Origin of the sequence: Arthrobacter sp. AZCC_0090, assembly GCF_014207375.1 — a bacterium.
GTDB lineage: Bacteria > Actinomycetota > Actinomycetes > Actinomycetales > Micrococcaceae > Arthrobacter.
The window spans coordinates 356,177-379,429 of sequence record NZ_JACHEE010000004.1 but is presented as its reverse complement, the minus strand read 5'-3'; the positions used below and the strand labels follow the sequence as shown (position 1 = coordinate 379,429).

Sequence of the window (23,253 nt, the reverse complement as noted above, 5' to 3'; positions counted from 1 at the left end):
GCGTCGGCCCGAAACCGGCGATCCGGTCCCAAACCGGACAATCCAGTAAAGCCAAGGAGCCTGACATGCCCCGCCCGTACACCCTGTTCACCGGCCAGTGGGCCGACCTGCCCTTCGAGGAAGTCGCCAAGCTCGCCTCCGGCTGGGGCTACGACGGCCTGGAAATCGCCGTGTCCGGCGACCATCTGGACGCCTGGCGCTGGGACGAACCCGGCTACGTCGAGAACAAACTCGCCATCCTGGACAAATACAACCTCAAGGTTTGGGCCATCTCCAACCACCTCAAGGGCCAGGCCGTGTGCGATGACCCCATCGACTTCCGCCACCAGGCGATCGTCGGCGCCAAGGTCTGGGGTGACGGCGAGCCCGAGGGCGTGCGCCAACGCGCCGCCGAGGAAATGAAGCACACCGCCCGCCTGGCCCGGGCGCTCGGGGTGGATACCGTCGTCGGGTTCACCGGTTCCTCCATCTGGCAGTACGTCGCCATGTTCCCGCCCGTCCCGGAGAAGGTCATCGAGGCCGGCTACCAGGACTTCGCGGACCGCTGGAACCCCATCCTGGACGTCTTCGACGAACACGTGGTCCGTTTCGCCCACGAAGTCCACCCCTCGGAGATCGCCTACGACTACTGGACCACCGTGCGGACCCTGGAAGCGATCGGGCACCGGGAAGCGTTCGGGCTGAACTGGGACCCCTCCCACTTCATGTGGCAGGGCATCGATCCCGTCTCCTTCATCTGGGACTTCAAGGACCGGATCTACCACGTGGACTGCAAGGACACCAAGCTGCGCCCGACCGGCCGGAACACCGTCCTGGGCTCCCACCTGCCCTGGGGCGACCCGCGCCGGGGCTGGGACTTCGTCTCGGCCGGACGCGGCGACGTTCCCTGGGAATCGAGTTTCCGCGCCCTCACCGCCATCGGTTACAACGGACCGATCTCCGTCGAATGGGAAGACGCCGGCATGGACCGCCTCCACGGCGCCCCCGAAGCCCTCGCCGCCCTCAAAAAGTTCGACTTCCCGCCGTCGCAGACCTCCTTCGACGCCGCCTTCAGCCAGTAGCTCACCGTGGCGGGACGCGCCGCGACCACTACGGCGGGGCGAAGGCGACATCAGAAACCAGAAAGGATTCCACAAATGGATCCAGAAGAAGCACCGCTGCGCATCGGCATCCTGGGAGCGTCCCGCGTCAGCCCGACATCCATCGTTGAACCTGCCAGGCTGACAGGTGCGCGGCTGGTGGCCGTCGCAGCCCGCGACCGGGACCGGACACAGGACTTTGCCGACCGGTACGGCGTCGAACGGGTACTCGGCTCCTACGAAGATCTTGTCAATGACCCGGAGATTGAAGCGGTCTACAATCCGCTGGCCAACTCGCTGCACGCAAGATGGAACCTGGCGGCCATCGCGGCGGGAAAACACGTCCTGTCAGAGAAACCGTTCGCCGCAAACGCAGCTGAAGCCAGAGAAGTGCGGGACGCCGGCAAACGTGCGGGCGTCAAGGTCGTCGACGGTTTCCACTATCTTTACCACCCTGTCACGAAGAGACTCCACGAACTTGTCGCCTCCGGGGAACTCGGCGAGCTGCAGCGTGTGGAAACCATGGTGATGATTCCGCCCCCGCCACCCGGAGACCCCCGGTGGTCACTGCCACTCGCGGGCGGAGCACTCATGGACCTGGGCTGCTACAGCCTCCATGCCATCCGGGCCATGGCGCCCCTGGCAGGAGGGAATCCCACGCTCATCAAGGCCCGGGGAGGCGAACGGACCGGCTTGCCCGGAGTGGACGAATGGGTTGACGCTGATCTGGTCTATCCCTCCGGAATCACCGCAACGGCACGATGCAATATGAACGGGGCCCGGGCCGAAATGACCTACCGCGCCATTGGAAGCAAGGGACAAGCCACCGTGGCAAATTTCATCCTCCCTCATACCGATGACAGCCTCGAGGTGAAAACGACTCACGGTCAACGGATCGAGCACCCGGGCACAAGATCCTCCTACACCTATCAGCTGGACGCTTTCGCCGCCCTGATCCGGCACGGAATCCCCATGCCCACAGACAGCGACGACGCCGTCCAAACCACGGAACTAATCGACCAATGCTACAAAGCCATCGGACTGGAACCCCGTGTCGGCACCCGAAACGAGGCAAACGCCTACGAACGCTAAGAGAATCCTTTAACGGTCCGCAACGATCACGCAATTGACGTCGTAAACGGGAGCCGGAATGACGAGCGATTACGTTATCGTAAATCGGGATCGAACGGTTCGTCGGTGCCGAGTGACCCGCTGCTGTTGGCAGATTCGGCCCATCGACAGCTCAAAACAAGACAGCCCAGCTAGCAGAGGCCCTCAAGGGCCGTTCAACGACCAGCACGCCTACGCGGCCCAGATGCACCTGGACCATATCGATTCGCTCAACCAGCCGATCGTCAGCCTCAGAGACCGCATCGATTCCGTCATGGCCCCGCCGGCCTGGTCGGCCGTTAGATGACGGCCACTAGTGGACTCTACACACATGGAAGATATTCACCACCCCGAAAATACTCACCGTTTCGCAGACGCCAGGCAGGAAGCTGACCAATGAGAGTATGACACCTTTAACTCACCTTAATGAGCGGCAACCAATGACACTTCATCACCCATCGTTGCCCGCAAAACCCCGAGAATCCGGGCGAAAACCCTGGGATTCACGGCGCACGCAGTCGTCTGAGGCTAAAGCGGGGGTCGTCGGTTCGAAGCCGACAGGGGGCTCCGATTGTGGCTTTGAGCTGCGGGTTTACCGATCTTGGTCAGAGCCATTTGAACTTTCAGGTGCCGGACTCACCTTTAACTCACCTGAGTCGCCGGTATTGCTGTGTAAGCGGATTGGTTCTTGGCAACCTAAACCGTTCGTCGTCCCTAAGATCTGCGGTCAAGAATCGAACGCCGGTAAGGCCTCGTATGTCGGGCCAGCAGCAAAGAGCCAACGGGAAAGTGGCAGCATCTACTCCCTTATGCGTCTTTCAGCCGATCGGTTGCGAGAGAACGCCTGTATCTCTCGAGTGCCGCTCGGTCGTGTCCACTCGAGTTTCGTCCACGCGCTCCGGGAACGAATAGGCGCGGCATGATCCATGGCCGTGAGCACACTTGCCAAGACCCAGTTAAGTACTGCTAACGGGGTTGCGTGCTGCCCTTGCGGGGGTTTGCAAACGCTTCGCCGTTGACCGGAATACGGATGCGGCTTGCTGGCCGGCGGGGCTGAGCCTGCGGTTGGCAAGGTGGGCGAGGAGGATCCTCCGCGTCGGGGAGCTGGCGAGTGGAATGGCGATGATGTCTGGACGGAGCGCACTCAGGGCGAGCTGCGGGGCCAGGGCGATGCCGATGCCCGCGGCGACCATGCCCTGCGTCTCTTGATAGTCGTTGGCCGCGAAGGCGATACGCGGTTCGAAGCCGGCATCGCGGCAGACCCGTCGGAGGACGTCGGCCACGGGGTGTTCGTCGCGGACGACCCACTCCTGGTCTCTCAGCGTGTCGATCCGCACGGCGCGACGCGCCGCTACAGGGTGGTCGCACGGTACGAGCAGCATGGTGGGGTCATTCATGAGCCGAACGACGTTCAGGTCCTCGTCCTCGATGCGCTCCCATGGGTAGTCCCACAGCAGCGTGAGCTCGATGTCCCTTCGCCGCAGCCGTTCGAGCAGGCCGTCACGTCGCGCGCTGACCACCGTGACGGCGACCTCCGGATGGCGCGCGCGGAAGGCGAGCACGACGTCAGGCATGAGGGAAGCCCCGACGGTGGGGAACGTCCCCATGTGCAGTTGGCCTCGCCTCAGCCCGGCGAACTCGCCCATCTCCGCCCGAGCGGCCTCGATTGTCCTGTCGATGTCGTCCGCATATCGCAGGAGCGCCTGACCTGCATCGGTGAGCACGACGCCCCTTGGATGGCGGTCAATCAGGGCGACGCCCACTTCGTGTTCAAGCTTCGCGATCTGCTGGGAGACGGCTGACGTCGTGAAGGACAGGGCCGTCGCGGCGGACGTCAGGGAGCCAGAACGGCTTACCTCGCGGAGCAGATGGAGTCGGTGCAGGTCAAGGTCGGCCATGCATTGAGTTTAGCAAAAGTGAAGGGCAGTCGAGAATCCTGTGATTGTGCTGAACTATCGGGGCGTGGATCGTAGAAGGAGCAGGCGCCGTGAGGCGTGACACGACACGTGAAGGAAAAAAGACCATGCAACTCCGCGGTCATTGGTACCGGGGCGGCACGAGCAAGTGCTGGCTCTTCGACTCCGAAGACGTGGCCCGCCACGCCGGGAGCCGCGAGGAGATCCGCACCCTGCTGGCCGATGCTTTCGGCGCTGCGGATGCCCGCCAGCTCGACGGCGTCGGCGGCGGCACTTCAACGACGTCGAAGGCCGCGGTGGTCGGGGCCACTCCCGAGGGGCCGGCGGACCTGGACTACCTCTTCGCCCAGGTCGGGATCGGGGACCCCACCGTGGAACTCGGTTCCAATTGCGGGAACTGCGCCACGGCGATCGCCCTGTACGCCGTCCAGTCGGGCATCGTCCCTCCCGGCAACGGAACAACGAGGGTCAGCATGCGCAACCTCAATACAGGCGCCGTGCTGAGCGGCACGATCGCCACCCCGGGCGGCCGCATCCCGACGTCGGGCCTGGCCAGTGTTCCGGGCAGCAGCGCGCCGGGCGTTCCCGTTAGCCTCTCGTTTCACTCCCCGTGGGGGCGGACCACGGGCGCGGTTCTGCCGACGGGGAGGGCAGCCGACAAAGTCTCTGCTGACGGGCTTATTCTTACGGCGACCCTGGTTGACGCCGGGGCGCCCTCGGTGCTGATTCCGGCTGACGGGGCAGGCATCGACCTATCGTCGATGACCGGCAATCTGTCCGAGCACCTGCCCAGGCTCGTGGCAGCTCGGGCGTCGGCCGGTCTGATGATGGGGTTGAGGAATCCTGAAGATCCTCCGCAGAATGCCGTCCCAAAGGTCGGCGTCGTGGCAGCGCCGGGCGACTACACCGCGGCCGACGGAACGCGGATCGCGGCCGACAGCCACGATCTGCGGGTGCGGATGCTCTCCATGCTCGCGCCCCACCCCGCCATCGGCCTTACCTCGGCCGTTGCAGTCTCCCTCGCTGCTGCCCTGCCTGGATCGGTAGTGGCCAAAGCGCTGCGCCCGGCAGACAGCGCTCACCAAGGGCGTCGGCTTCTGCGCATCGGAACGCCTGCCGGTGTCATCACCACCGAGGTCGTCACAGACGACAACGGTCACGTCAGCGAGGTCGCCCTCCACAGGGCGGCCCGCCATCTCGCCGTCGCCGACATCGACGTCGCACAGCCTGTGGCACAGACGGCATAGCACCTACAACCCGCCCCTGTCATCATGAATGTAACGGGCACTCACCCAGGAAGTTGTTCAATGAAGATCAAATCCATCCTCGGACATCTCTACGTCCAGGTACTCATCGGCGTCGCGCTCGGCATCCTCGTTGGCGCGCTGTGGCCCGACCTCGGTTCCTCCCTCAAGCCCCTCGGCGACGGCTTCGTGAAGCTCGTCAAGTTCATGATCGCGCCGATCGTCTTCTGCACCATCGTCAGCGGCATCACCTCCCTTACCGACACCAAGAAGGTCGGCCCGACCCTGATCCGTTCACTGGGCTTGTTCTACGTGCTCACGTTGGTGGCACTGGCCATCGGCCTGGGCGCGGTCATGCTTTTCCAGCCGGGCGCGGGCATGCACATCAACCCAGCCCACCTCGATACCTCGGTCGCCTCGAAGTACACAACCCAGCTGCCCAGCAGCAACCCGGCGGACTTCCTGCTGAACATCATCCCCACCACCTTCATCGGAGCCTTCGCCGACGGCGAAGTCCTGCCCGTGCTCGTCATCGCGCTGCTCTGCGGCTTCGCCTTCAGCAAACTCGGCGCACCCGGCCAGGTGGCCCTGAACGTGGTCAACAGCTTCAACAAGCTGCTGTTCGTCGTGTTCGGCTACCTCATGAAGGTCGCTCCCATCGGGGCGTTCGGCGCCATGGCGTTCACAGTCGGCAAGTACGGAGCGCACTCGATCGGCAACCTCGGAATGCTGATCCTCGCCTTCTACACCGCATGCATCATCTTCGTGGTCGTAGCCCTCGGCATCCTGGCGAAGCTCACCGGTTTCAGCCTCTGGCGGATCCTGCGCTACTTCCGCGACGAGTTCCTCATCGTCCTCGCCACATCCTCAAGCGAACCCGTCCTTCCGCGCCTGCTCTCCAAACTTGAGCGCATCGGCTGCGACCGTGGCGTGGTCGGCCTCGTGGTCCCGACCGGCTACTCCTTCAACCTCACTGGCACCGCGGTCTATCTCACGCTCTCCTCGATGTTCATCGCCCAGGCCTGCGACATCCACCTGAGCTGGGACCAGATCCTGCTCATGCTCGGGATGATGCTCCTGACCTCCAAGGGCGCAGCGGGCGTGACGGGCAGCGGCTTCGTCGCCCTCGTCGCGACCCTGACGATCATGCCCACGCTTCCGGTTGCGGGCGTGGCCCTCATCGTCGGCATCGACCGCTTCATGAGCGAAGCCCGCGCCCTCACGAGCACTGTGGCCAATATCGTCTCGTGCGTCGCCGTCGCCAAGTGGCAGCACGCGCTCGACACCGAGAAGCTCCAATCCGAGCTAAAAGCAGGTTTCGTGCCCACCGAGGCGGAAAAACTCCAGCTCACGGAACCAGCCCTGACCCGCTGAGAGAGCCCATCAGCCAGGTTACTGCCCAGGGCCGGAGCCTGACTCGCCCAACAGCTGCCATCGCGGGCCCCCACAAAGCCGCATCGGACACCAGACCCTGCATATTCCATCGCAACAGGTAACCCGAAAGTCGGGCGCAGGAGCCCGGGTCCGTTGCCAAGGGGGCGGGGAGCAGGCACACTGCTCCCCGCCCCATCCCCAAGCGACCGGATCAAACGGAACCAAAAAGCAATCCAGGAAACACGATGACACCCGGCTTGCAGCAGGCCACTCCGGACGAACTTATGCAGACACCGAGCGGCGCTCCGACGCCGGAAATGAAGCGCATACCGACTCACCCCTATTTCGCCTCAATCAACCCTGCGCCCCGTCCCTAGCGGCCGCCGTCGTCCCGCGCACGATGAGCCTCGGTGTTACCAATTCAGGTTCCTGCACCGTTTCCGGGTCCCTCATCTGCCGCAACAAGTGGAAGAACGCGCGCTGTCCCGTCGCCTCGAAGGATTGGCTGACGGTGGTCAACGGGGGCGTCGCGTAGGCGGCCAGCGCTATGTCATCGATGCCGACCACGGACACGTCTTCCGGCACGCGGCGGCCCAGTTCGGCCATTGCGCGCATGAGACCGAACGCCATCTCGTCACTGGCAACCAGGACGGCCGTGACCTCCGGCATCCTGCCTAGGATCAGTCCGTTGCTATAGCCGGACTCGGGTGACCAATCGCCGTGCAGTACCGGCGGGACCTCACGGTTGGCCTCCTCCAAGGTGGCACGCCAGCCGGCAACCCTGCTCGCTGCGTCATTCCACTCCTCGGGACCTGCGACGTGCCAGACGGTCCGGTGGCCGAGGTCGAGCAGGTGTTTCGTAGCGATCCGGACTGCGGTGGTCTGGTCGATTGCGACGACGTCCGCCGCCGAAGTGCGCGAGCCATCGAGGGTCACCGTGGGCTTGAGGCGCGTGAGCGCCTCGAGCGAGTCATCGACGTCGAGCAGCGGTACGGCGATGATGAGCCCGTCGACGCCCTGCAGGATGAGCCGGTTGATGGCCTCGCTCACGGCCGAAGTGTCCAGTGTCGCCGTCGTCGCCGTGTTGACGGTATAGCCGGATTGGCGGGCGGCGTGCTCTATGCCCAATGCCAGCGAGGCACGCGAATAGAAACTTGAGGCGAGGGACACGACGCCCACCGTCTTCGATTTGCCCGTGACGAGGGCCCGGGCCGTGTTGTTGCGGTGATAGCCAAGGCGTTCAACGGCGGCCAATACCCTTGCCCGGGTGGCTTCTTGGACATTGGGGTGGCCACTCAACACCCGGGAGACGGTTTGGGCCGAGACGGATGCTGCCGATGCGACATCACGCATCGCTGGCGAGCGCTTCCCATCCGCCATCGTGCCCCGTTTCGTCCGTCTGCCGCTAAGGTCAAGTCCAGTATATGAGCCGTTGTTACCCATAACAGTTTGCTCCTTGGAACTAAGGTCAAGCATCGTCGGACGGCAAAGGGCCACGGCGGCCGGGGTTTCGATAAAGCTCAACCACCGGCCACCGCGGCCCCTCGAATGCTTAGGCCATTATGGAGTGCAGCCCGAGTCCGAAGGTCGCGGCGACGGGTCGAATCCCGTGGCCACGGCCGAGGAATGACCGAACACGCGCATCTCGGCGGCCGCAGCGAACGGCTGGCCGTTGATGGAGCTGTTCGCCTGGAACCTCACGAACTTCGCCTGGACCGGCGCGAAGGTAATGTTCTGCATCGCCGTCGTGTCGATCAGGTTGCCCGTGGCTGCCTGGGTCCACGTGGTGCCGTCCTTGGAGGTGAAGATCGTGTAGCCCTTCACCTTGCCGTTTTGGCCGCCGCTCTGGCGCCCCTGGTAACCGAAGCCGTTGACGGTGTATTCGCCGTCGAGCTTGAGCTGAACCCAGTGTGGGTAATTGGTGATGGTGGGATCGTACTGTGTGTGCCAGATGCTGCCCGGGTCACCGTCCAGCACGTTGCCCACTGGTCCCTCACCCGTCCCGGACGTCAGATTCTCCGAATCCGCCGTCGCCGTCATGGACGACGTCGGCACAATCGGCTGGGTGCCCACCCGCAAGTTGGAGTCTGAGTCCACGGTCTTGGTGGCGCAGTTGTTGAAGTACGTGGCCGATGGGTGGATCGAGGTCGCGGTCCCGGCTGCGGCGGCCGGCGTCGTGATGATCCACGTGGTCTTTGCCGTCGCACCCGGCTTTACAGTGCCCGCCAGGTTGCCGTCCTTGGCGGCAACTTGGGCGCTCCAGCCTGCGGGCAGCGCGCCCAACGACATGGCGACATTGGTGGCCTCGCTCGTCTCATTGTTGGTGAACGTGGTGACGTAGCTGGTTGTGGTGCCCGGGCTGAGGTCCGCATTGGCGGGTCCGGCTACGCTTGCACAGGCCGCACCCCCGCCGACAGCACCGAGATCGGTGACCGTGAAGTCGTCGAGCACGAAGTCCGCGCCGTTCGCGCCGCCTGTCTTGCGCAGGCCCACCCAGTTGTCACCGCATCCGGCCGTGAACGTCCGGGAGTAGGTGGCGGTGTTCAGGGCAGGGGCCATGGCTCCGTCCTTCAGGTCCCGCGAGGTCACGGTGCCCGAGTCCACAGTGTCGGCGCCGGTCACCCATTGCCACTGACCGGCAACATTCGTTTGGTATGTGAACTGCACCTTGTAGGAGTGGCCTGCCGTGAACGGGACAGTAGCCGGCACTGTCCGGTACACCAAGCCGCTGTTTTCCTCGTGCGACTTCAACGAATTGTTGCCATCCAGGACGTCGTCTACAGCCTGGCCGTTGAGTGCGCCGGAGTTGTAGGGGCTGTGGGTGTTTTTCCAATCTTTCTGCGAGTAGGGGGCGTTGAGGTCGCTGATACTGGTGCGCGGATCGGTGGCACCGCCGGCGTCACCCTTGACGAACGGGCCCCAGCCGGGCTGGTTGCCTTCAAAGTTGGCGCTGGCCACAAGCGTTCCGGGACCTGCCTGCGCGCCGGCCACCGGCGTCGTCGTATCCTCCATGATCCGCACATCGTCGAGGGTAACCGCGGCCGATCCGGCCACTGCGCTGATGGATACGTCCACATTCTGGTTGACGGGGACGGTGAACTGCACAGAGGCGCGCTGCGAATAGGTGCCCTGTTTCGAGTCGGCAGCCACCTGGTTCTTGGCCGGGGTGATGTCGAAGGTATTGGAAACGCTCAGGTCTTTGCCCGAGACGCCCAGCGTGACAGAGCGGCGGCTGCCCACCGCAATCTCCACATTGGAGCTCAACGTGTACTTCTTGCCCTTCTCCAGCGACTTCACCGATTGGGAAACGGACGACGCCGAGGTCCCCAGCACCGCTACGTTGTCGCCTGTCGCGGTGCGCGAGATCGCCGCTCCGCCGGTTGGGCTCCAAGCGTCGAGGTTGGCGGCATTGAAGCCTGGGTCGGCCAGCGGGGTTCCGGCTCCGTAGCTGGCATCCCTGTTGACAGGCTGGTCACTACTGGGGGAGAGCACATAGGGGGTGCCTTTGTCGCCGGTCAGGGTGACCTGTCCGTTACTGGCGGTCACTTCGGAAACCTTGACCCGGCCTTGATCGGTGAGCTTGTACAGCGTGTAATTTCGCTTGTTGGCGAAGTGGCTGGTCAACGTGAAGGTAGTAGTGCCGCCGTCGGCAGTGTAGAAGTACATCTTGTCCGCGGTGGTGGGCGAGGTGGTCTTGCTGTTGTCTTTAGCGTCCTGCCACGGCAGGAGGTAGGTGCCGCCCTGCAGGACGACGGCGTCGCCCATCGTGATCTGGCGCTGGCCGTTCACCATGTTGATGGCGACCCCGCCGGTCAGCTGGGCTGACTGGCCGAAGTTCCAATGGGTGACGTCGAAGTGCTGGATGAACTTGGTGGGCAAGTTGGACGTGAAGATGTTGTTGTAGAAGGTGTTCCAGTCATCCTGGCCGGTCCAGCCCTCGAATTCCTTGACCTGGGAGCCACCCAGAAGTGGATCGGTGTTCCAGACGTCGCGTTGGGCGTTGCTGATGAACCGGACGATATTGGAGTTGATCCCCTTGTTGGTGGCGCCACCGTAGTTCTTGTCGTTAGCCCAGTGCGACCAGACGGAGTTGCCCTCGAACTTGTAAGCCCATTCGGAGGCCACCTCGAAGCCCATCTTGTGCAGTTGCATAGCGAGCTGGTCGGCCAGCCAGCCGCTGGAGTAGTAGGCGTCAATGTAGACCGTCTTGATACCGGGAGCTTCCTTGCGGAGTTGGGCGAAGCGGTCCAAGATGGCGCCCGAGCCCAGGTCCGTGCGCTGGTCAATGTGGTACGACTGGTTCAGCCAGTCCCAGCCGTTGACCTGCCCCGAGATCATGCCATCGCTGAAGCTCTTGGCCTGCGGATAGGCCTCGGTGACGTTCACGTGGACGGCAACGTCGGCGTTGAACTGCGCACCGCCGGTCGTGAGCGCGTTCAGATCGGCCAGGCCTCCGGCGCGTGTGTTGTAGTCCCCGCCGTAGTCCGGGTGGCCAGAGTCGTGGCCCTCACTTGCGTAGCCCTTCTCCAACACCCACTGGCCGAGATCGTCCGTAGACATGGAGATCCGCTTGACGTTGTCGAGGGTTTTCAGGAACGGGTTGGTGGCTTGGGAAGCGAAATTGAACGGAATGTGCTGGACGACGCGCTCGGGCACGCGGCTGGCGCCCAGCGGTGCGGTCATGGCGTTCCGGAAAGCGATCGCGCCGTCCTCCCACGTCACCTTCCCATCAGCGTTGGCATCGGCGGAGAGAACCACGGTGGTTTTCGGAAGGGTGTAGAACTGCAGGCGGGGATCGGTAGCTCCAGCCGCCGCATACGTGTAGTTGCCCACAGACAGCTCGGCGCGCTTTGCCCCGTTGCCGGCGTCCACGATCTGCGACTGCAGCCGCGAGTTCCAGTTGCCGTTGGAGTCCTGGGCGGAATCGTCGGTGGCATTGGTCATGAGACCCGCGGATAGCTGCGAGTTGCTGACGAATCCGTAGGGCGTGCCTACTGGAGAAGCGTCAGTCTTGCTGGCGGCGGCGATGGAGACGAACTGGTCGGCCGTGGTGGTGGAATCGGTGGAGATCTTGGTACGGGCTAGCTGGGATTGTGCATCACCCGAGTCGACCGACACGAGGGACTGGTTCGGAATGGACAGTTGGTCCACTGTCGAAGCGGCGCTGCCGGAGATCTTCGTGACCGCAAATTCCACCGTGTTCTTCGGCGTGACGGTCAGCGAGGACTCGATTGCCAGGTTCGGCAAGTCGGCGAACGTTGAGCTGTATGCGACTGAGTCAGGCGCTGCGGTCGACGTGGTGGTGGCGGCGTGGTTCTTGCCGTTGATGGCGAAGTCCTTCAGCAGGGTTGCCTGGCCGGAGAGATGCTTGCCGTCCAGCGAGTAGGAGATGGCTTGCGGGAATTCCTTGCCCACTTGGACGTCGAGGCCTATGCCGTTGCTGATGGTCATGGGCGTGGCGGGGTCAGCGGGCGCGGCCGGTGGGACAGGTAGTGGCGTAGTGTCGCCGATTGCCCGCACGCGTAGCTCAGATGCTGACACGTTGTTGCTTCCGTTGATGGCGCTGTCCGCCTCAAACTTCACGTACCGTGCTTTGACCGGAGTGTTGAACAGCACGGTCTGGACCTGGGTGTTGCTGCTTGGCTGGGTGAAGCTGCCTGTGGCCGCGGGGGCACCCCAGTTGCCGGCCGGGTCAGTTGCCACGGCACGGTCGTCGGTGGCGAAGACTTTGAAATCCTTGACCGGGCCGTTGGCCTGGTTCTTGACGGAGTAGTCCAAGCCGGTCAAAGTGAACGATCCGCCCATGTTCCAGGAGATCCAATGTGGCATCGGATCGGCCACGCCCACTCCGTTAACCACCTTGTAGGCGACGGTCCACTGTGAGGAGTAGTCGTTGTCGAAAGCGCCTGCGGCCGTACCGTCCAGCGCGGGTGGTGCCGGGTAAGCCGGTGACTGGGAATCCGTGCCGAGCAGTGTGTACTGGCTCGCGCTCACGGGTGTGCCGCTTGAATCAGGGGCGGCCGTGGCGGCCACCGTTCCCGTTGCCAAGCTGAGGGCCGCGACGAGTGCGGCAGTTACCGTGCAAATGGTCAGGCGCTGGAACGCGCCCCCGCGTAGTGGGGGTAATGAGGATGGCGGATAGATCATGCGATGTCCTTCGTGCCGGGGAGCATATAGTCCAGAGCGGCTTCAAACCGGGTTGGACCACGCAAATGTTATGGATAACACGAAAGACTATGGCACTGAAGTGATGTGGATTACAAGGGCCTTATAGGTTAAAGATGATTGATTTGTGACCAATTGCATCATCTTTGATCATTTGGCGCTGGAGCCCGGACACCAGCTGCGCGGCGCCGGGCTGCGCTGCCGCTGGAGCCCGACGCCAGCAGCCCGGGTGCCGGCTGAAGGGCGCATGCCTAAGCCCCGAGGCTCTTCTCTACGATGGGCAGGCATTCATTGCGGCTGTGTTCAACGTGCGCGAAGGCGAGGGCTGCGGCGAGCTCGGAATGCCCCTCGGTGATCGCCTGGACGATGGCGCTGTGCTCGTGGTGCTGCACGAGTTGGTCACGGTCTGCGGCGACGTGGAAGAGCCGGCGGACGTGGCCATTCACTGGCGACATGAGCCTTCGGAGGAGGTGGTTGCCGCTGAGTTCGAGGATCTCTTCATGGATTCTTGAGTTGATGTCCGCGATGAGGTGCTCATGGTTGTCCAAGAGGGCGGTCTCGGCGGCACCCAGAAGGTCCGTGAGTCGACTTGCGTCGGTGCCGCTCGCGCACGCCTGGGCTGCGAGCCGAGCGCCGAGGACTTCGAGGCTCGCCCTGACGTCGAAAAGTTCGGTGACGGCCTGGACCGTCAGGTGGGTCACGACGGCGCCGCGCCGGGGCAGGCTTTCGATGTAGCCTTCGCTCTCGAGCTGGGGGAGTGCCTCGCGTACGGGCACTCTCGACACCTGGAGTTCGAGCGCTACGTCCCGCTCGCGGATCCGCTGTCCCGGCGGGAATGTCCCGTCGACAATCCGTTCTCGGATCCACTCGTACACGTTGCCGGTGCGTGACGTGGTGATTGCCCCGCTCGTTGCTTCTGCTGTCACGTGATTCCCCTCTGGCCGGGCCTGCTTAGCAAGCAGAACTCCCTTGGCATGCCAATCATCCTCCCGAAGCCGGAAATATTGCAACAAATTCCACATACAGCACTGTTTGGTATACCAAAAGTGGTCTATGGTGATTAGCACCATACTCGGAAGGAGTCCCCGTGACCCTCATTCTCAGCGCCTCGGACCTCGCCGCTTCGGCGGACATGGGCGCGACCATTCGCGCAATCGAGGCCAGCCTGGCAGACCAGGCGCGCGGCTCGGCCGCCCAGCCTGGCCCGCTTTCCATGCAACTTCCCGATACTGACGCGCGGTATCTGGTCATGGCGGCCGCATCGGCCCCGCAAGGCTTGGTCGCGTCGAAGCTGCTCAGTGACATTCCGGATAACGGGAAGGCAGGCCTCCCCAGCCAGCGCTCATCGATCGTCCTGGCCGACCGGGCAACGGGGGAGACCCTCGCGCTGCTCGACGGCCGCGTGCCAACGCGGATTCGCACGGCGGCCATGACGGCGGTCGCTTCGCGGCACCTCGCACGGCCCGAGAGTAGCATCCTCGGCCTCGTCGGGGCCGGCGCCCTCGCGGTGGCGCACGTCGAAGCGATGAGGTCCGTTCTCCCCATCGACACGGTTGTCGTGTGGTCGCGTACCGCCGGGACCGTGGATGCGTTCCGCCGGGAGGTGGAACACTACGGCATCGAGGTGGTCCGGGCGGCGACCGTGCGCGACGTCATGGGTGCGAGCGATGTTGTCTGCACCCTCACCCCCTCGGAGTCGCCGGTTGTCCTCGGTCGTTGGTTCCGGGGCGGACAGCACATCAATGCGGTTGGAGCGCGTCCCCGGCCCGATCATCGAGAGCTCGACGCCGAAGCGATGTCGCGATCGCGAGTCGTCGTGGACAACCTGGATACAGCGCTGGCCAAGTCTGGGGACCTGCTCCTGGCGATGGGAGAGGGAGCGCTGTCCGCCGTCGACGTCGCGGGAGAGCTTGGCCAGGTGATCATCGGCTCGATCGCGGGGAGGGAGGATCCGAGCCAAGTGACCGTCTTCAACTCCGTGGGCATAGGGCTGCTGGATCTGGCTATCGGGAGGCTCCTCTACGACGCGGCGCTTGAGCGTGGCCTTGGCGTGCGGGTTGATCTCTCCGCCTGAGTCCCAAAAGACATTTGGCATGCCAAAATGAGGAAAATCTCCAAAATATGGTGACATTACTCACGTTAAGTGGAATGGTGTATACCAAACCTCCTCAAGAACCACTTCCTCTTACAGAAAGGCATAGTGATGGCATCTACGCGATCACTCCCCGAGCGGATGGACGGCATGCGGGTCGGCAGGCCTCACGTCCAGCTCGCTTTTATCGGAGGCCTCGGGCTTCTCTTTGACGGCATGGACGGTTCACTGGTCTCCTACGTCATGCCGATCATCAAACCGCTCTGGCACATGGATGGAGTCCAGGCCGGACTGATCGGAAGTTCACTCCTCATCGGCATCTTTATCGGCTCGATCGCCGCAGGAGTGCTCGGTGACCGAATCGGCCGCCGACAGGTCATGATGTACGCTCTCGCGCTCTACGCGGCGGCGACAATTTTTGCAGCCTTCTCACCGAACTGGGAGATCTTCTTCATTCTGCGGGTCATCGCCGGCATCGGCATCGGCGCAGAATCAGCCATCATCCCGACGTTTATTGCGGAGTTCATTCCCAAATACCGCCGCGGCTTCTTCGTTGGCGCCGTGGCTGGGTTTTTCGCACTTGGCTACGTGAGTGCCGCCCTGATCGGCACCACGGTGGTCGCGGGGCTCCCGGAGGGCTGGCGGATCGGTCAGCTCATCACGGCCGCGCCCGTCGTGATGCTGCTCTGGTGGCGGCGGGTGCTGCCCGAGTCCCCGCGGTGGCTGCTGACCCGCGGCCGGGAAGCTGAAGCGGAAGACGTGGTGCGCGGCCTCGAGGAAGGGCGCCTCGTCCGCGCATGGAGCGGGCTTAAGGCCGCTACCCGAATCGCGGCACCGAAAGCCCCGCCCCTGTTCCAGCACGCTGATCTATGGCGGCACGGGAACGCCCGCCGTACCGCGGTGATCTGGCTGCTCTGGCTTGCCGTTACCTTTTCCTTCTATGGCTTCTTTGTCTGGATTCCCTCGCTCCTGGTGGCCAAGGGAATGACGATCACCGGCAGCTTCACCTACTCCCTCATCATCACCGTCGCGCAGATCCCGGGCTACTACAGCGCGGCGTTCCTCAACGAGCGGCTCAGCCGACGCGTCACAATCGCGCTCTACCTGGTTGGTGGCGCGGGCGCGGCCTTCCTTCTCTCCCAGACCTCGAGCGAGGGCGCTGTCCTCCTCACAGGCTCGCTCCTCTCGTTCTTCATGAACGGCTGCTATGCCGGCCTCTACGCCTACACGCCCGAGGTTTACGGGACCAAGCTGCGGGCAACGGGCATGGGGAGTGCCTCCGCGTTCGGGCGGATCGGCGGCATCACTGCCCCGATCCTGGTCGGGGCGGCCTTCCCGGTACTGGGCTTCGGGGGCGTGTTCACGATGATCATGGCTGTCCTGGGCGGTGCCGCGCTTGTTGTTCTCGTCTTCGGGGTTTCGACGAGCGGCCGTTCCCTCGAAGAGATCGACGCCGATTCTGCCGGTGAAACGGAGGGCGCAGCGCCCGACGGCGGCAGCCCGGCCACCATCGCAGGTATGCCCGGCGCGGTGCGAACCGGAGAGGAAAGCGGCCGTGGCAGTTCGCGCTGACCCCGGGCGTTCCCGCCCCACCGCCGTCGTCCTGCGGCGGGCGCAGATCCTGGACGTCGCGAGTGGGGAGCTTAGCGCCCCGCGGACCATTGTTGCGCGGGACGGCGTTGTCGCCGAGATCTCAGACTCGACCCGCACAGTGGCTGATGCAGTCGAAATTGACGTGGAAGGCCAGACGGTCCTCCCAGGCCTCATCGATGCGCACGCCCACGTCACCCAAGCGTCCGGGGACTTCAACGAAATCCTGTCCTGGTCTCCGCAGTACCACGCGGCCCGCACGTCCTGGGTGATGCACGAAATGCTCCTTCGCGGCTTCACCCTGGTCCGGGACATGGGAGGAGCGGACACGGGCTTGTCCCGTGCCGTCGACGAGCGGCTCGTGACAGGCCCTCGGCTCAAGGCCGGTGGCCCGATCTTCGCCCCCACCGGTGGGCACGTCCTCACGAAAGTCTGCGACGGTGAAGTGGAACTTCGCAGGGCCCTCCGGGCGGAGTTCCGTGATGGTGCCGACCACGCGAAGCTCACTCTCTCGGGCGGAGTCGTGTCCAAGATGCGCCTTGAAGCCCTCGGCTTCTCAGACGCGGAGGTCCTTGCCGCCGTCGACGAGGCCCGCCTCGCGCACCGGTACATAGCCGCGCACGTATACACGGCCGAGGCAGTCTCGCGGGCGTTGCGTCTCGGTGTACGCACGATCGAGCACGGCAACCTCCTCGACGACGAGTGCACCGCGCTGTTCCTTGAGCGGGACGCGTTTTACGTCCCGACGCTCGTCACGTACTGGGCGATCATCTCCGGGGCGGCAGGCCATGGCCTCGCCGCCTCCAAGAGGGCGGCAGTGGAGGACATCTTCGAGCGCGGCCTCGAATCCCTCGCGAAGGCTTCGGCCGCAGGGGTTCGAATCGGATACGGAACGGATCTCCACGGTGAGGGGCTACGGTTCCAGCTCGAGGAATTCCGATTGCGCACGCGAGTGCAGGAGCCTCTCGATGTTCTCCGCTCGGCTACCCTGGTCGGGGCAGAGATCGTTGGGGAAGTGGGCCGCGCCGGCATCGTGGCCGAAGGTGCGTACGCCGACCTGGTCGTCGTCGAGGGAGATCCGCTTGCGGACATCGGGATCCTTGCCGACGGACGCTCCCTTCGGCTCATTCTCGCCGATGGCGACCCCGTGCGCCCTGGGTAGACCATGGCAGCGGCGGCTAGCGACGAGTGAGGGAGGAGCCCCACCTCGGAAAGGGTCGGTACTAATCCGCGAGGATGTGGTAGAGCGCGCGCCGTGTTTCGTCGATCTTTTCAATCGCTGCGGTGCGCTGTTCCTCGGTTGCGGCGAAGCGGAATTGGTGGATAACCCCCATGAGCTTTGCCACGCTCTGGTGAAAGGCGGGCCCCGATCCTTCTTGATCGATGTTCCACGCATTTTCCAGGTCCTCGGCGTGCTCGGCTACGTAGGCCTTCCCGGCGTCGGTGAGAGTGAACTCAGTGCGGCGGCCTTCGCCGACGGGTGTAATGAGCTCTTCGTCAACGAGTTGCTGCAGCGTCGGATAGACGGAACCCGGGCTGGGGCGCCAGGATCCGGACGTCTTCTCGGCGATCGTCTTGATCAACCCGTATCCGTTGGATGGTGATTCGGCGAGCAAGGAGAGGATCGCGAAGCGAACATCACCCTTGTTTGCGCGACGGGGACCACCGGGACCAAAACCTGGTCCAAAGCCCGGCCCGAACCCCGGTCCGAAACCGCGGCCCGGCCCAAAACCGCGGCCCGGCCCGAATCCGCCGTGTCCGTGGGGTCCGCGACGGCTCCGGCCGCGTCCGAAGCGTTCCATATCCGGACCGCAGTCTGTGAGTTTGTTGTCGTGAATGCCTTTCATAACGGCATCGTCCTTCCAGTGTTGTGTGTTGCCCTGATGGGCCCACAGTGTGTTCTGCGATAGTTAACGATATATCGGTGAGTGTCGTTAAGCAAGGGTGGAACGAGGGGTTCACGTCTGGGTGATAAGAAGAAGGACGTGTGTTCTGACGCCTGGCGCGCAGCGTCGGACCGCTCGGCTCATTGGTGCGCCTCCGCCATGACTCTCCAGTACCAACCTGTTTTGGACCTGGCGATGGGAGAGGGCGCCGGCGTCGAAGCGCTCCTGCGCTGGGACGATCGGGAAATCGGTCCGGTGGCCCCCGATGAATTCATCCCCGTCGCTGAACACACGGGCGAGATTCACAGGATCGGGGCATGGGTCCTGGACCAGGCCTGCGCCCAGTCCCGCTCCTGGATCGACGCCGGGACACCCCGGAAGATCGCGGTGAACGTCTCTCCAGTCCAGTTCGCCGCCGGAACCCATCCATCCGACATTCGGGCCGCCATGAACCGCCACGGTGTCCCTGCCCGGATGTTGGAGGTTGAGATCACAGAAGGCACAGAGATAGTGGACGTCCCCTCCGCGGCATCGCAGTTGCAGGAACTGATCGACATGGGCCTTGGTATTGCCCTTGGACGACTACGGAAGCGCCTATTCGTCGCTGGCAATGCTCCGGGTCCTGCCGCTGACCACGCTAAAAATCGACAAAGCGTTCATCAGGGACATCGATATTGAGCCGCACACTGCGACTATTGTCCAAGGGCTGATCCAAACCCTCAACGCCATGGGGGTCCGGGTCACGGCCGAAGGAGTGGAACGGCAGGAGCAGTCGGATATCTCGCACGATCTCGGCTATGACACAGCCCAAGGCTATTTGATCTCGCGGCCGATGCCTCCCGAGGAAATTGGACGACACTGAAGGATATGGAGGACAGCTAATGAACGAACAACTTACAACAATCGAGGTCCAAGAGTTCTTGCCGTATCCGCCGGCGAAGGTCTGGCGGGCACTGACGGAGCCCGAGTTGCTTGCCCGCTGGTTGATGGAGAACGACTTCCAAGCGATCGTCGGGCACCAATTCAAGATGCGCGGCATTCCCGTCCCGGCCGTCGGTTTTAGCGGCCTGGTGGCCAGCGAAGTCCTTGAAGTGGACGCCGGGAAGCGGCTGCGTATTTCGTGGCGGGACGCGAACTCCGGCAACAGCCTCAACAGCACCGTGACGTGGTCAGTCTCCCCGGAAGGCGCCGGCACCCGGCTGTCGCTTGTCCACGACGGGTTCGATCCCAACGAACCAACCCACGTCGCATCGCACCGCATCATGAGTGGCGGATGGCGAAACCAGGTGCTCCCGCGGCTCGCTCAGACCCTGGCTGAACTGGGCAGCGCTGAACCCGATAGCGCTGAACCCGAAGGCAAGTAATGCAATTCGTCGTTTTCTACAGCTCGGAACCGTCGGCCCTTGCCGAACTCCAAGCCGTTTATCCCCGTCACGCAGCATACTTTCAGGCCTTCGCCGCGGAGGGCGGCCTGATCGGCATCGGGACCTTCGACAATCCCGCCGTGAACGGTTCGATGGGTATCTTCACCAGCAGGGAGAGGGCGGAGCAGTTCATCGCGGGGGATCCCTTCGTACTGGAAGGACTGGCAGTTCCCGGCGAGATCCGGGAATGGAACGCCGTAACCTTTGGTCCGCAGGATGCCGCCTGACCTAGGGCGCCGGTTGCTGCATCGCGCCGATCGCTGCGCCACGGGCCCAGTGAGTGTCGTCAACGTCGATGACGACAATGGGTACTTCGCGGGCATGGGCTTCGCGATCGTGCCTCCGGCCGGCGTCAATGGCTTCCCGGGCTGCCGCTGCTAGGCCGACGCCTTCCCCGCTGAGGATGATCAATTCTGGCATGACCAGGGCAGAAGCGATGGTGAGCAGACGGCCCAAGGCGAATCCAGCTTCGTCGACGAGTGTTTTGGCGACCCCTCCGTGGGCCGAGAGTTCGAGCAGTTCCGCGTATGGCACGGGCCTACCCATGGAAGCCAGAGCCCTTGACTCGAGGCTGGGTTGGCTCAGCATGACATTGGCGCAACCCCGGTGGCCCAGATCGCACGGCGGCCCAAATGGATCCAGGGGAATATGGCCGGCAGTGCCCAAGCCGGAGTTGGCATCGGTGATCATCTGGTGGTTGATGACCAGACCGTAGCCGACGCCCGCGCCCATGGTGAGAACCACGAGATTCGCAATGCCGCGGCCGGAGCCCAGCCAATGTTCCATCAAGGTCAAGGCGCTGAGGTCGTTGATGATGCTGACAGGCAAACCCAGCCGCTGTTTCAGCAGGTCACCGAACGGAACGTCTTCCCACTTGAGGAAAGGTGCCCAACTGATTTTCCCGCCGTCCGTGACCTGGCCGCCGAGGCACACTCCAACCGCGGCAACAGGTTGGGGAGCTGATTTCTCAACTCTGCGGACCAGGTCCGCCACGAGATCGGCAACGGCTTGGGGCTGCAGCGAGCCGATCGGTGCTTCTGCCGTGGCGATCACGTCAGTGCGCAAATTGACCAGCGCAGCGGACGCATGCGTTCCAGTGAGCTTCACACCGACGAAGTAGTGACGGCCCGCAACGATTTCCAGCGGTTGAGTGGGGCGCCCGGTGGGGCCGACGTGCCGTGAGTCCGTCTCAATGATTTCGCCTGAAGTCAGCAAGGGTTTGGTGACCCGCGTGAGGCTTCCGGCAGACAGGCCCAGCTTTTCGGCCAGTGCACTCCTGGACAGCGGCCCGTCTACGAGCAGTTGGTACAGAACGTCCCGGGCGGAGCTTGGCGCACCCAGCCACGTGGGGTGGGCAGGGGTTGGCTGCGAGTCCATGTCGCCTCCTCATCGATGGGCTTGTGAAAGACTATCGCAGGATCTCTGATTTTTGTATCAAAAGTTAACTTGAGGGAATCTTGAGCAAATTGATGGCCTACATCACATTTCTATGAGCTATTGACAGTTGAGACTTCTACCGCAAAACTTTCAATACTTCACTTACGGCATAGTCGCCCAGCAAGGGAACTCATCAATGACGATTCAAGAAACCCACGCCGACCCTCCCACGAACACAGGCCATGACTGGTTCAAGAGCGCGGTGGTGTACCAGATCTATCCTCGCAGCTTTGCCGACTCGAACGGCGACGGCGTGGGAGACCTTCGCGGCATTATCGGCCGGCTCGATTACCTGAACAAGCTGGGCGTGGACGTTCTGTGGTTGTCGCCTGTGTACCGCTCGCCGCAAGACGACAATGGCTACGACATCAGCGACTATCAAGACATCGATCCGATCTTTGGAGACCTGGAGACTCTCGACGAACTGATCGCCGGCCTGCATGCCCGCGAGATGAAACTCGTCATGGATTTGGTCGTCAACCACACTTCCGATGAACACCCATGGTTTGCGGAATCGCGCTCCAGCTTGGAGAACCCGAAGCGGGATTGGTACTGGTGGCGTTCTCCGAGGGACGGTGCGGAGCCTGGTTCCCCGGGGGCCGAACCGAACAATTGGGGATCCGCCTTCTCAGGGCCGGCATGGGAATACGAGCAGACCACAGGCCAGTATTACCTCCACCTGTTCTCAAAGAAGCAACCCGACCTCAACTGGGAAAACCCGGAAGTGCGGGCGGCCATCTACAGCATGATGAATTGGTGGCTCGACCGGGGCGTGGACGGTTTCCGGATGGATGTCATCAACTTCATCTCGAAGGATCAGCAGCTACCTGACGGACCCACGTCCGACGACAAGCTCTACGGCGACGGCGGTGCACACTTCATCTGCGGGCCCAGGATTCACGAATTCCTGCAGGAGATGCACCAAAGGGTGTTCGCGGGGCGGGACAGGCAGCTCCTCACCGTCGGTGAGATGCCTGGAGTCACGGTAGAGGACGCGGCTCTTTTCACTGATCCCGCAAGGCAAGAAGTGGACATGGTGTTCCAATTCGAGCACGTCGCCCTCGATCAGGAAGAGGGCAACAAATGGCGGCCAAAGAAGTTGCTGCTCACGGAACTGAAGAAGTCGCTGGCCCGCTGGCAGGAAGGGCTGGCGGCCCACGGCTGGAACAGCCTGTACTGGGGAAACCACGATCAGGCCCGGGCCGTGTCCCGCTTCGGGAACGACGGCGAATACCGGGAGGTGTCGGCCAAGATGCTGGCCGGTATTCTGCACCTGCACCGAGGCACTCCTTACGTGTATCAAGGAGAGGAGTTGGGCATGACGAATATGTCCTTCGGCGCGATCAGCGATTACCGGGACATCGAAGTCCTCAACCACCATCGCGAGGCCACCACGCATCTGGGCCATACCGATGCCGAAGTACTTGCGGCCCTGGCGCCCTTGAACCGGGACAACGCACGGACTCCCGTTCAATGGGACGGGACCCGGAACGCAGGCTTCACCACCCGAGCCCCGTGGATCGCGGTCAACCCGAACGCTCGTTCCATCAACGCTGCCGCCCAGATTGAGGACCCTGACTCTGTCTTCAACTTCTACCGCGAAGTCATCGCACTGCGCCACCGCGATCCCGTGGTTTCCCACGGCGACTTCACCATGCTGTTACCCGAGGACGAACACGTATATGCCTTCAGCCGCTCGCTCCATGGCACAGAGTTGCTGATCATTGGCAATTTCTCATCCACAGAGCGCTTGGCCGACGTCGGCGATGATTCGTGGGCCGCCGCAGAACAGGTACTGGCCAACTATCCGGTGGAGAAGTCGCTGCGCCTTCGCCCTTGGGAACTCAAAGTCTTCCGCCGCAGCGCGTGAATTGCCCCCCGAACCCCTCCCCAATCCGTCATCACAACCCTGCGGGTACTCGCTGCCCGAAAATGC

At 63.3% G+C, this 23,253-nt stretch carries 18 protein-coding genes; 12 read left to right on the top strand and 6 right to left on the bottom strand.

The window, feature by feature from the left end:
• The first annotated feature begins 65 nt into the window (after window positions 1–65).
• Both HNP00_RS09070 and HNP00_RS09065 read left to right on the top strand, forming a co-directional pair.
• Window positions 66–1,061: a sugar phosphate isomerase/epimerase gene (locus HNP00_RS09070; RefSeq protein WP_184738105.1), complete on the top strand. Its 996-nt coding sequence runs from the start codon at window positions 66–68 to the stop codon at window positions 1,059–1,061.
• Between the two features lie 75 nt (window positions 1,062–1,136).
• On the top strand, window positions 1,137–2,171 hold the full coding sequence (locus HNP00_RS09065) for a Gfo/Idh/MocA family protein (RefSeq protein WP_184738103.1): 1,035 nt from the start codon (window positions 1,137–1,139) through the stop codon (window positions 2,169–2,171).
• A 974-nt stretch (window positions 2,172–3,145) separates the two neighbouring features.
• Here the strand turns inward: HNP00_RS09065 and HNP00_RS09060 are convergent.
• The gene (locus HNP00_RS09060) at window positions 3,146–4,087 is read right to left on the bottom strand and encodes a LysR family transcriptional regulator (RefSeq protein ID WP_184738101.1); all 942 of its coding nucleotides are present in this window, start codon (window positions 4,085–4,087) and stop codon (window positions 3,146–3,148) included.
• A gap of 125 nt (window positions 4,088–4,212) precedes the next feature.
• Between HNP00_RS09060 and HNP00_RS09055 the strand changes: the two genes are divergently transcribed.
• Together HNP00_RS09055 and dctA are read left to right on the top strand one after the other, a co-directional pair.
• Window positions 4,213–5,352, top strand: a complete 1,140-nt coding sequence (locus tag HNP00_RS09055) for a PrpF domain-containing protein (RefSeq protein ID WP_184738099.1) — start codon at window positions 4,213–4,215, stop codon at window positions 5,350–5,352.
• Between the two features lie 60 nt (window positions 5,353–5,412).
• Window positions 5,413–6,723 (top strand): C4-dicarboxylate transporter DctA, encoded by a 1,311-nt coding sequence (gene dctA, locus HNP00_RS09050; protein ID WP_184738097.1) that lies wholly within the window; start codon window positions 5,413–5,415, stop codon window positions 6,721–6,723.
• A gap of 354 nt (window positions 6,724–7,077) precedes the next feature.
• On the opposite strand, the gene HNP00_RS09045 is transcribed toward dctA, so the two are convergent.
• The 3 genes from HNP00_RS09045 to HNP00_RS09035 all read right to left on the bottom strand — a co-directional run bounded on the left by HNP00_RS09045 (window position 7,078) and on the right by HNP00_RS09035 (window position 13,814).
• Window positions 7,078–8,076 (bottom strand): LacI family DNA-binding transcriptional regulator, encoded by a 999-nt coding sequence (locus HNP00_RS09045; protein ID WP_184738096.1) that lies wholly within the window; start codon window positions 8,074–8,076, stop codon window positions 7,078–7,080.
• A 207-nt stretch (window positions 8,077–8,283) separates the two neighbouring features.
• Entirely contained in the window at window positions 8,284–12,870 is a 4,587-nt protein-coding gene (locus HNP00_RS09040; protein ID WP_184738094.1) for an endo-alpha-N-acetylgalactosaminidase family protein, read from the bottom strand.
• 269 nt (window positions 12,871–13,139) lie between these two features.
• Complete coding sequence (locus HNP00_RS09035) at window positions 13,140–13,814, bottom strand: GntR family transcriptional regulator (RefSeq protein ID WP_311770536.1); 675 nt, start codon at window positions 13,812–13,814, stop codon at window positions 13,140–13,142.
• 161 nt (window positions 13,815–13,975) lie between these two features.
• Here HNP00_RS09035 and HNP00_RS09030 point away from each other — a divergent pair, with 161 nt between their 5' ends.
• The 3 genes from HNP00_RS09030 to HNP00_RS09020 all read left to right on the top strand — a co-directional run bounded on the left by HNP00_RS09030 (window position 13,976) and on the right by HNP00_RS09020 (window position 17,732).
• Window positions 13,976–14,962 carry an ornithine cyclodeaminase family protein gene (locus tag HNP00_RS09030; protein ID WP_184738090.1) on the top strand — a complete coding sequence of 329 codons (987 nt, stop codon included), beginning with the start codon at window positions 13,976–13,978 and terminating at the stop codon, window positions 14,960–14,962.
• Between the two features lie 129 nt (window positions 14,963–15,091).
• Window positions 15,092–16,552 carry an MFS transporter gene (locus tag HNP00_RS09025; RefSeq protein ID WP_184738088.1) on the top strand — a complete coding sequence of 487 codons (1,461 nt, stop codon included), beginning with the start codon at window positions 15,092–15,094 and terminating at the stop codon, window positions 16,550–16,552.
• Window positions 16,536–17,732, top strand: a complete 1,197-nt coding sequence (locus HNP00_RS09020) for an amidohydrolase family protein (RefSeq protein ID WP_184738086.1) — start codon at window positions 16,536–16,538, stop codon at window positions 17,730–17,732. Before HNP00_RS09025 ends, HNP00_RS09020 begins: the two co-directional genes overlap by 17 nt.
• Window positions 17,733–17,793: 61 nt before the next feature.
• On the opposite strand, the gene HNP00_RS09015 is transcribed toward HNP00_RS09020, so the two are convergent.
• A complete protein-coding gene (locus tag HNP00_RS09015; protein WP_184738085.1) occupies window positions 17,794–18,417 on the bottom strand; it encodes a PadR family transcriptional regulator in 624 nt (207 codons plus the stop codon).
• Between the two features lie 198 nt (window positions 18,418–18,615).
• Between HNP00_RS09015 and HNP00_RS09010 the strand changes: the two genes are divergently transcribed.
• Genes HNP00_RS09010 through HNP00_RS08995 form a run of 4 tightly spaced genes read left to right on the top strand, consistent with a single transcriptional unit; the run spans window position 18,616 to window position 20,107 of the window.
• Window positions 18,616–19,134 carry an EAL domain-containing protein gene (locus HNP00_RS09010; protein WP_184738083.1) on the top strand — a complete coding sequence of 173 codons (519 nt, stop codon included), beginning with the start codon at window positions 18,616–18,618 and terminating at the stop codon, window positions 19,132–19,134.
• Entirely contained in the window at window positions 19,067–19,318 is a 252-nt protein-coding gene (locus tag HNP00_RS23775) for an EAL domain-containing protein (protein WP_184738081.1), read from the top strand. Before HNP00_RS09010 ends, HNP00_RS23775 begins: the two co-directional genes overlap by 68 nt.
• A gap of 19 nt (window positions 19,319–19,337) precedes the next feature.
• Complete coding sequence (locus HNP00_RS09000; RefSeq protein ID WP_184738078.1) at window positions 19,338–19,820, top strand: SRPBCC domain-containing protein; 483 nt, start codon at window positions 19,338–19,340, stop codon at window positions 19,818–19,820.
• Window positions 19,820–20,107 carry a YciI family protein gene (locus HNP00_RS08995; RefSeq protein ID WP_184738076.1) on the top strand — a complete coding sequence of 96 codons (288 nt, stop codon included), beginning with the start codon at window positions 19,820–19,822 and terminating at the stop codon, window positions 20,105–20,107. Before HNP00_RS09000 ends, HNP00_RS08995 begins: the two co-directional genes overlap by 1 nt.
• 1 nt (window position 20,108) lies before the next feature.
• On the opposite strand, the gene HNP00_RS08990 is transcribed toward HNP00_RS08995, so the two are convergent.
• The gene (locus HNP00_RS08990) at window positions 20,109–21,257 is read right to left on the bottom strand and encodes an ROK family transcriptional regulator (protein WP_184738075.1); all 1,149 of its coding nucleotides are present in this window, start codon (window positions 21,255–21,257) and stop codon (window positions 20,109–20,111) included.
• A 196-nt stretch (window positions 21,258–21,453) separates the two neighbouring features.
• On the opposite strand from HNP00_RS08990, the gene HNP00_RS08985 reads away from it, so the two are divergent.
• The gene (locus tag HNP00_RS08985; RefSeq protein ID WP_184738073.1) at window positions 21,454–23,187 is read left to right on the top strand and encodes an alpha-glucosidase; all 1,734 of its coding nucleotides are present in this window, start codon (window positions 21,454–21,456) and stop codon (window positions 23,185–23,187) included.
• The last annotated feature ends 66 nt before the right edge of the window (window positions 23,188–23,253 follow it).

Bases quoted from the DNA above. Each gene is read 5' to 3' on its own strand.
- HNP00_RS09025 (WP_184738088.1), top strand. From the start codon at position 15,092: ATGGCATCTACGCGATCACTCCCCGAGCGGATGGACGGCATGCGGGTC.
- HNP00_RS23775 (WP_184738081.1), top strand. From the start codon at position 19,067: ATGCTCCGGGTCCTGCCGCTGACCACGCTAAAAATCGACAAAGCGTTC.
- HNP00_RS09045 (WP_184738096.1), bottom strand. From the start codon at position 8,076: ATGCGTGATGTCGCATCGGCAGCATCCGTCTCGGCCCAAACCGTCTCC.
- HNP00_RS09010 (WP_184738083.1), top strand. From the start codon at position 18,616: ATGACTCTCCAGTACCAACCTGTTTTGGACCTGGCGATGGGAGAGGGC.
- HNP00_RS08995 (WP_184738076.1), top strand. From the start codon at position 19,820: ATGCAATTCGTCGTTTTCTACAGCTCGGAACCGTCGGCCCTTGCCGAA.
- HNP00_RS09060 (WP_184738101.1), bottom strand. From the start codon at position 4,087: ATGGCCGACCTTGACCTGCACCGACTCCATCTGCTCCGCGAGGTAAGC.
- HNP00_RS08985 (WP_184738073.1), top strand. From the start codon at position 21,454: ATGACGATTCAAGAAACCCACGCCGACCCTCCCACGAACACAGGCCAT.
- HNP00_RS08990 (WP_184738075.1), bottom strand. From the start codon at position 21,257: ATGGACTCGCAGCCAACCCCTGCCCACCCCACGTGGCTGGGTGCGCCA.
- dctA (WP_184738097.1), top strand. From the start codon at position 5,413: ATGAAGATCAAATCCATCCTCGGACATCTCTACGTCCAGGTACTCATC.
- HNP00_RS09015 (WP_184738085.1), bottom strand. From the start codon at position 18,417: ATGAAAGGCATTCACGACAACAAACTCACAGACTGCGGTCCGGATATG.
- HNP00_RS09000 (WP_184738078.1), top strand. From the start codon at position 19,338: ATGAACGAACAACTTACAACAATCGAGGTCCAAGAGTTCTTGCCGTAT.
- HNP00_RS09065 (WP_184738103.1), top strand. From the start codon at position 1,137: ATGGATCCAGAAGAAGCACCGCTGCGCATCGGCATCCTGGGAGCGTCC.
- HNP00_RS09070 (WP_184738105.1), top strand. From the start codon at position 66: ATGCCCCGCCCGTACACCCTGTTCACCGGCCAGTGGGCCGACCTGCCC.
- HNP00_RS09040 (WP_184738094.1), bottom strand. From the start codon at position 12,870: ATGATCTATCCGCCATCCTCATTACCCCCACTACGCGGGGGCGCGTTC.
- HNP00_RS09055 (WP_184738099.1), top strand. From the start codon at position 4,213: ATGCAACTCCGCGGTCATTGGTACCGGGGCGGCACGAGCAAGTGCTGG.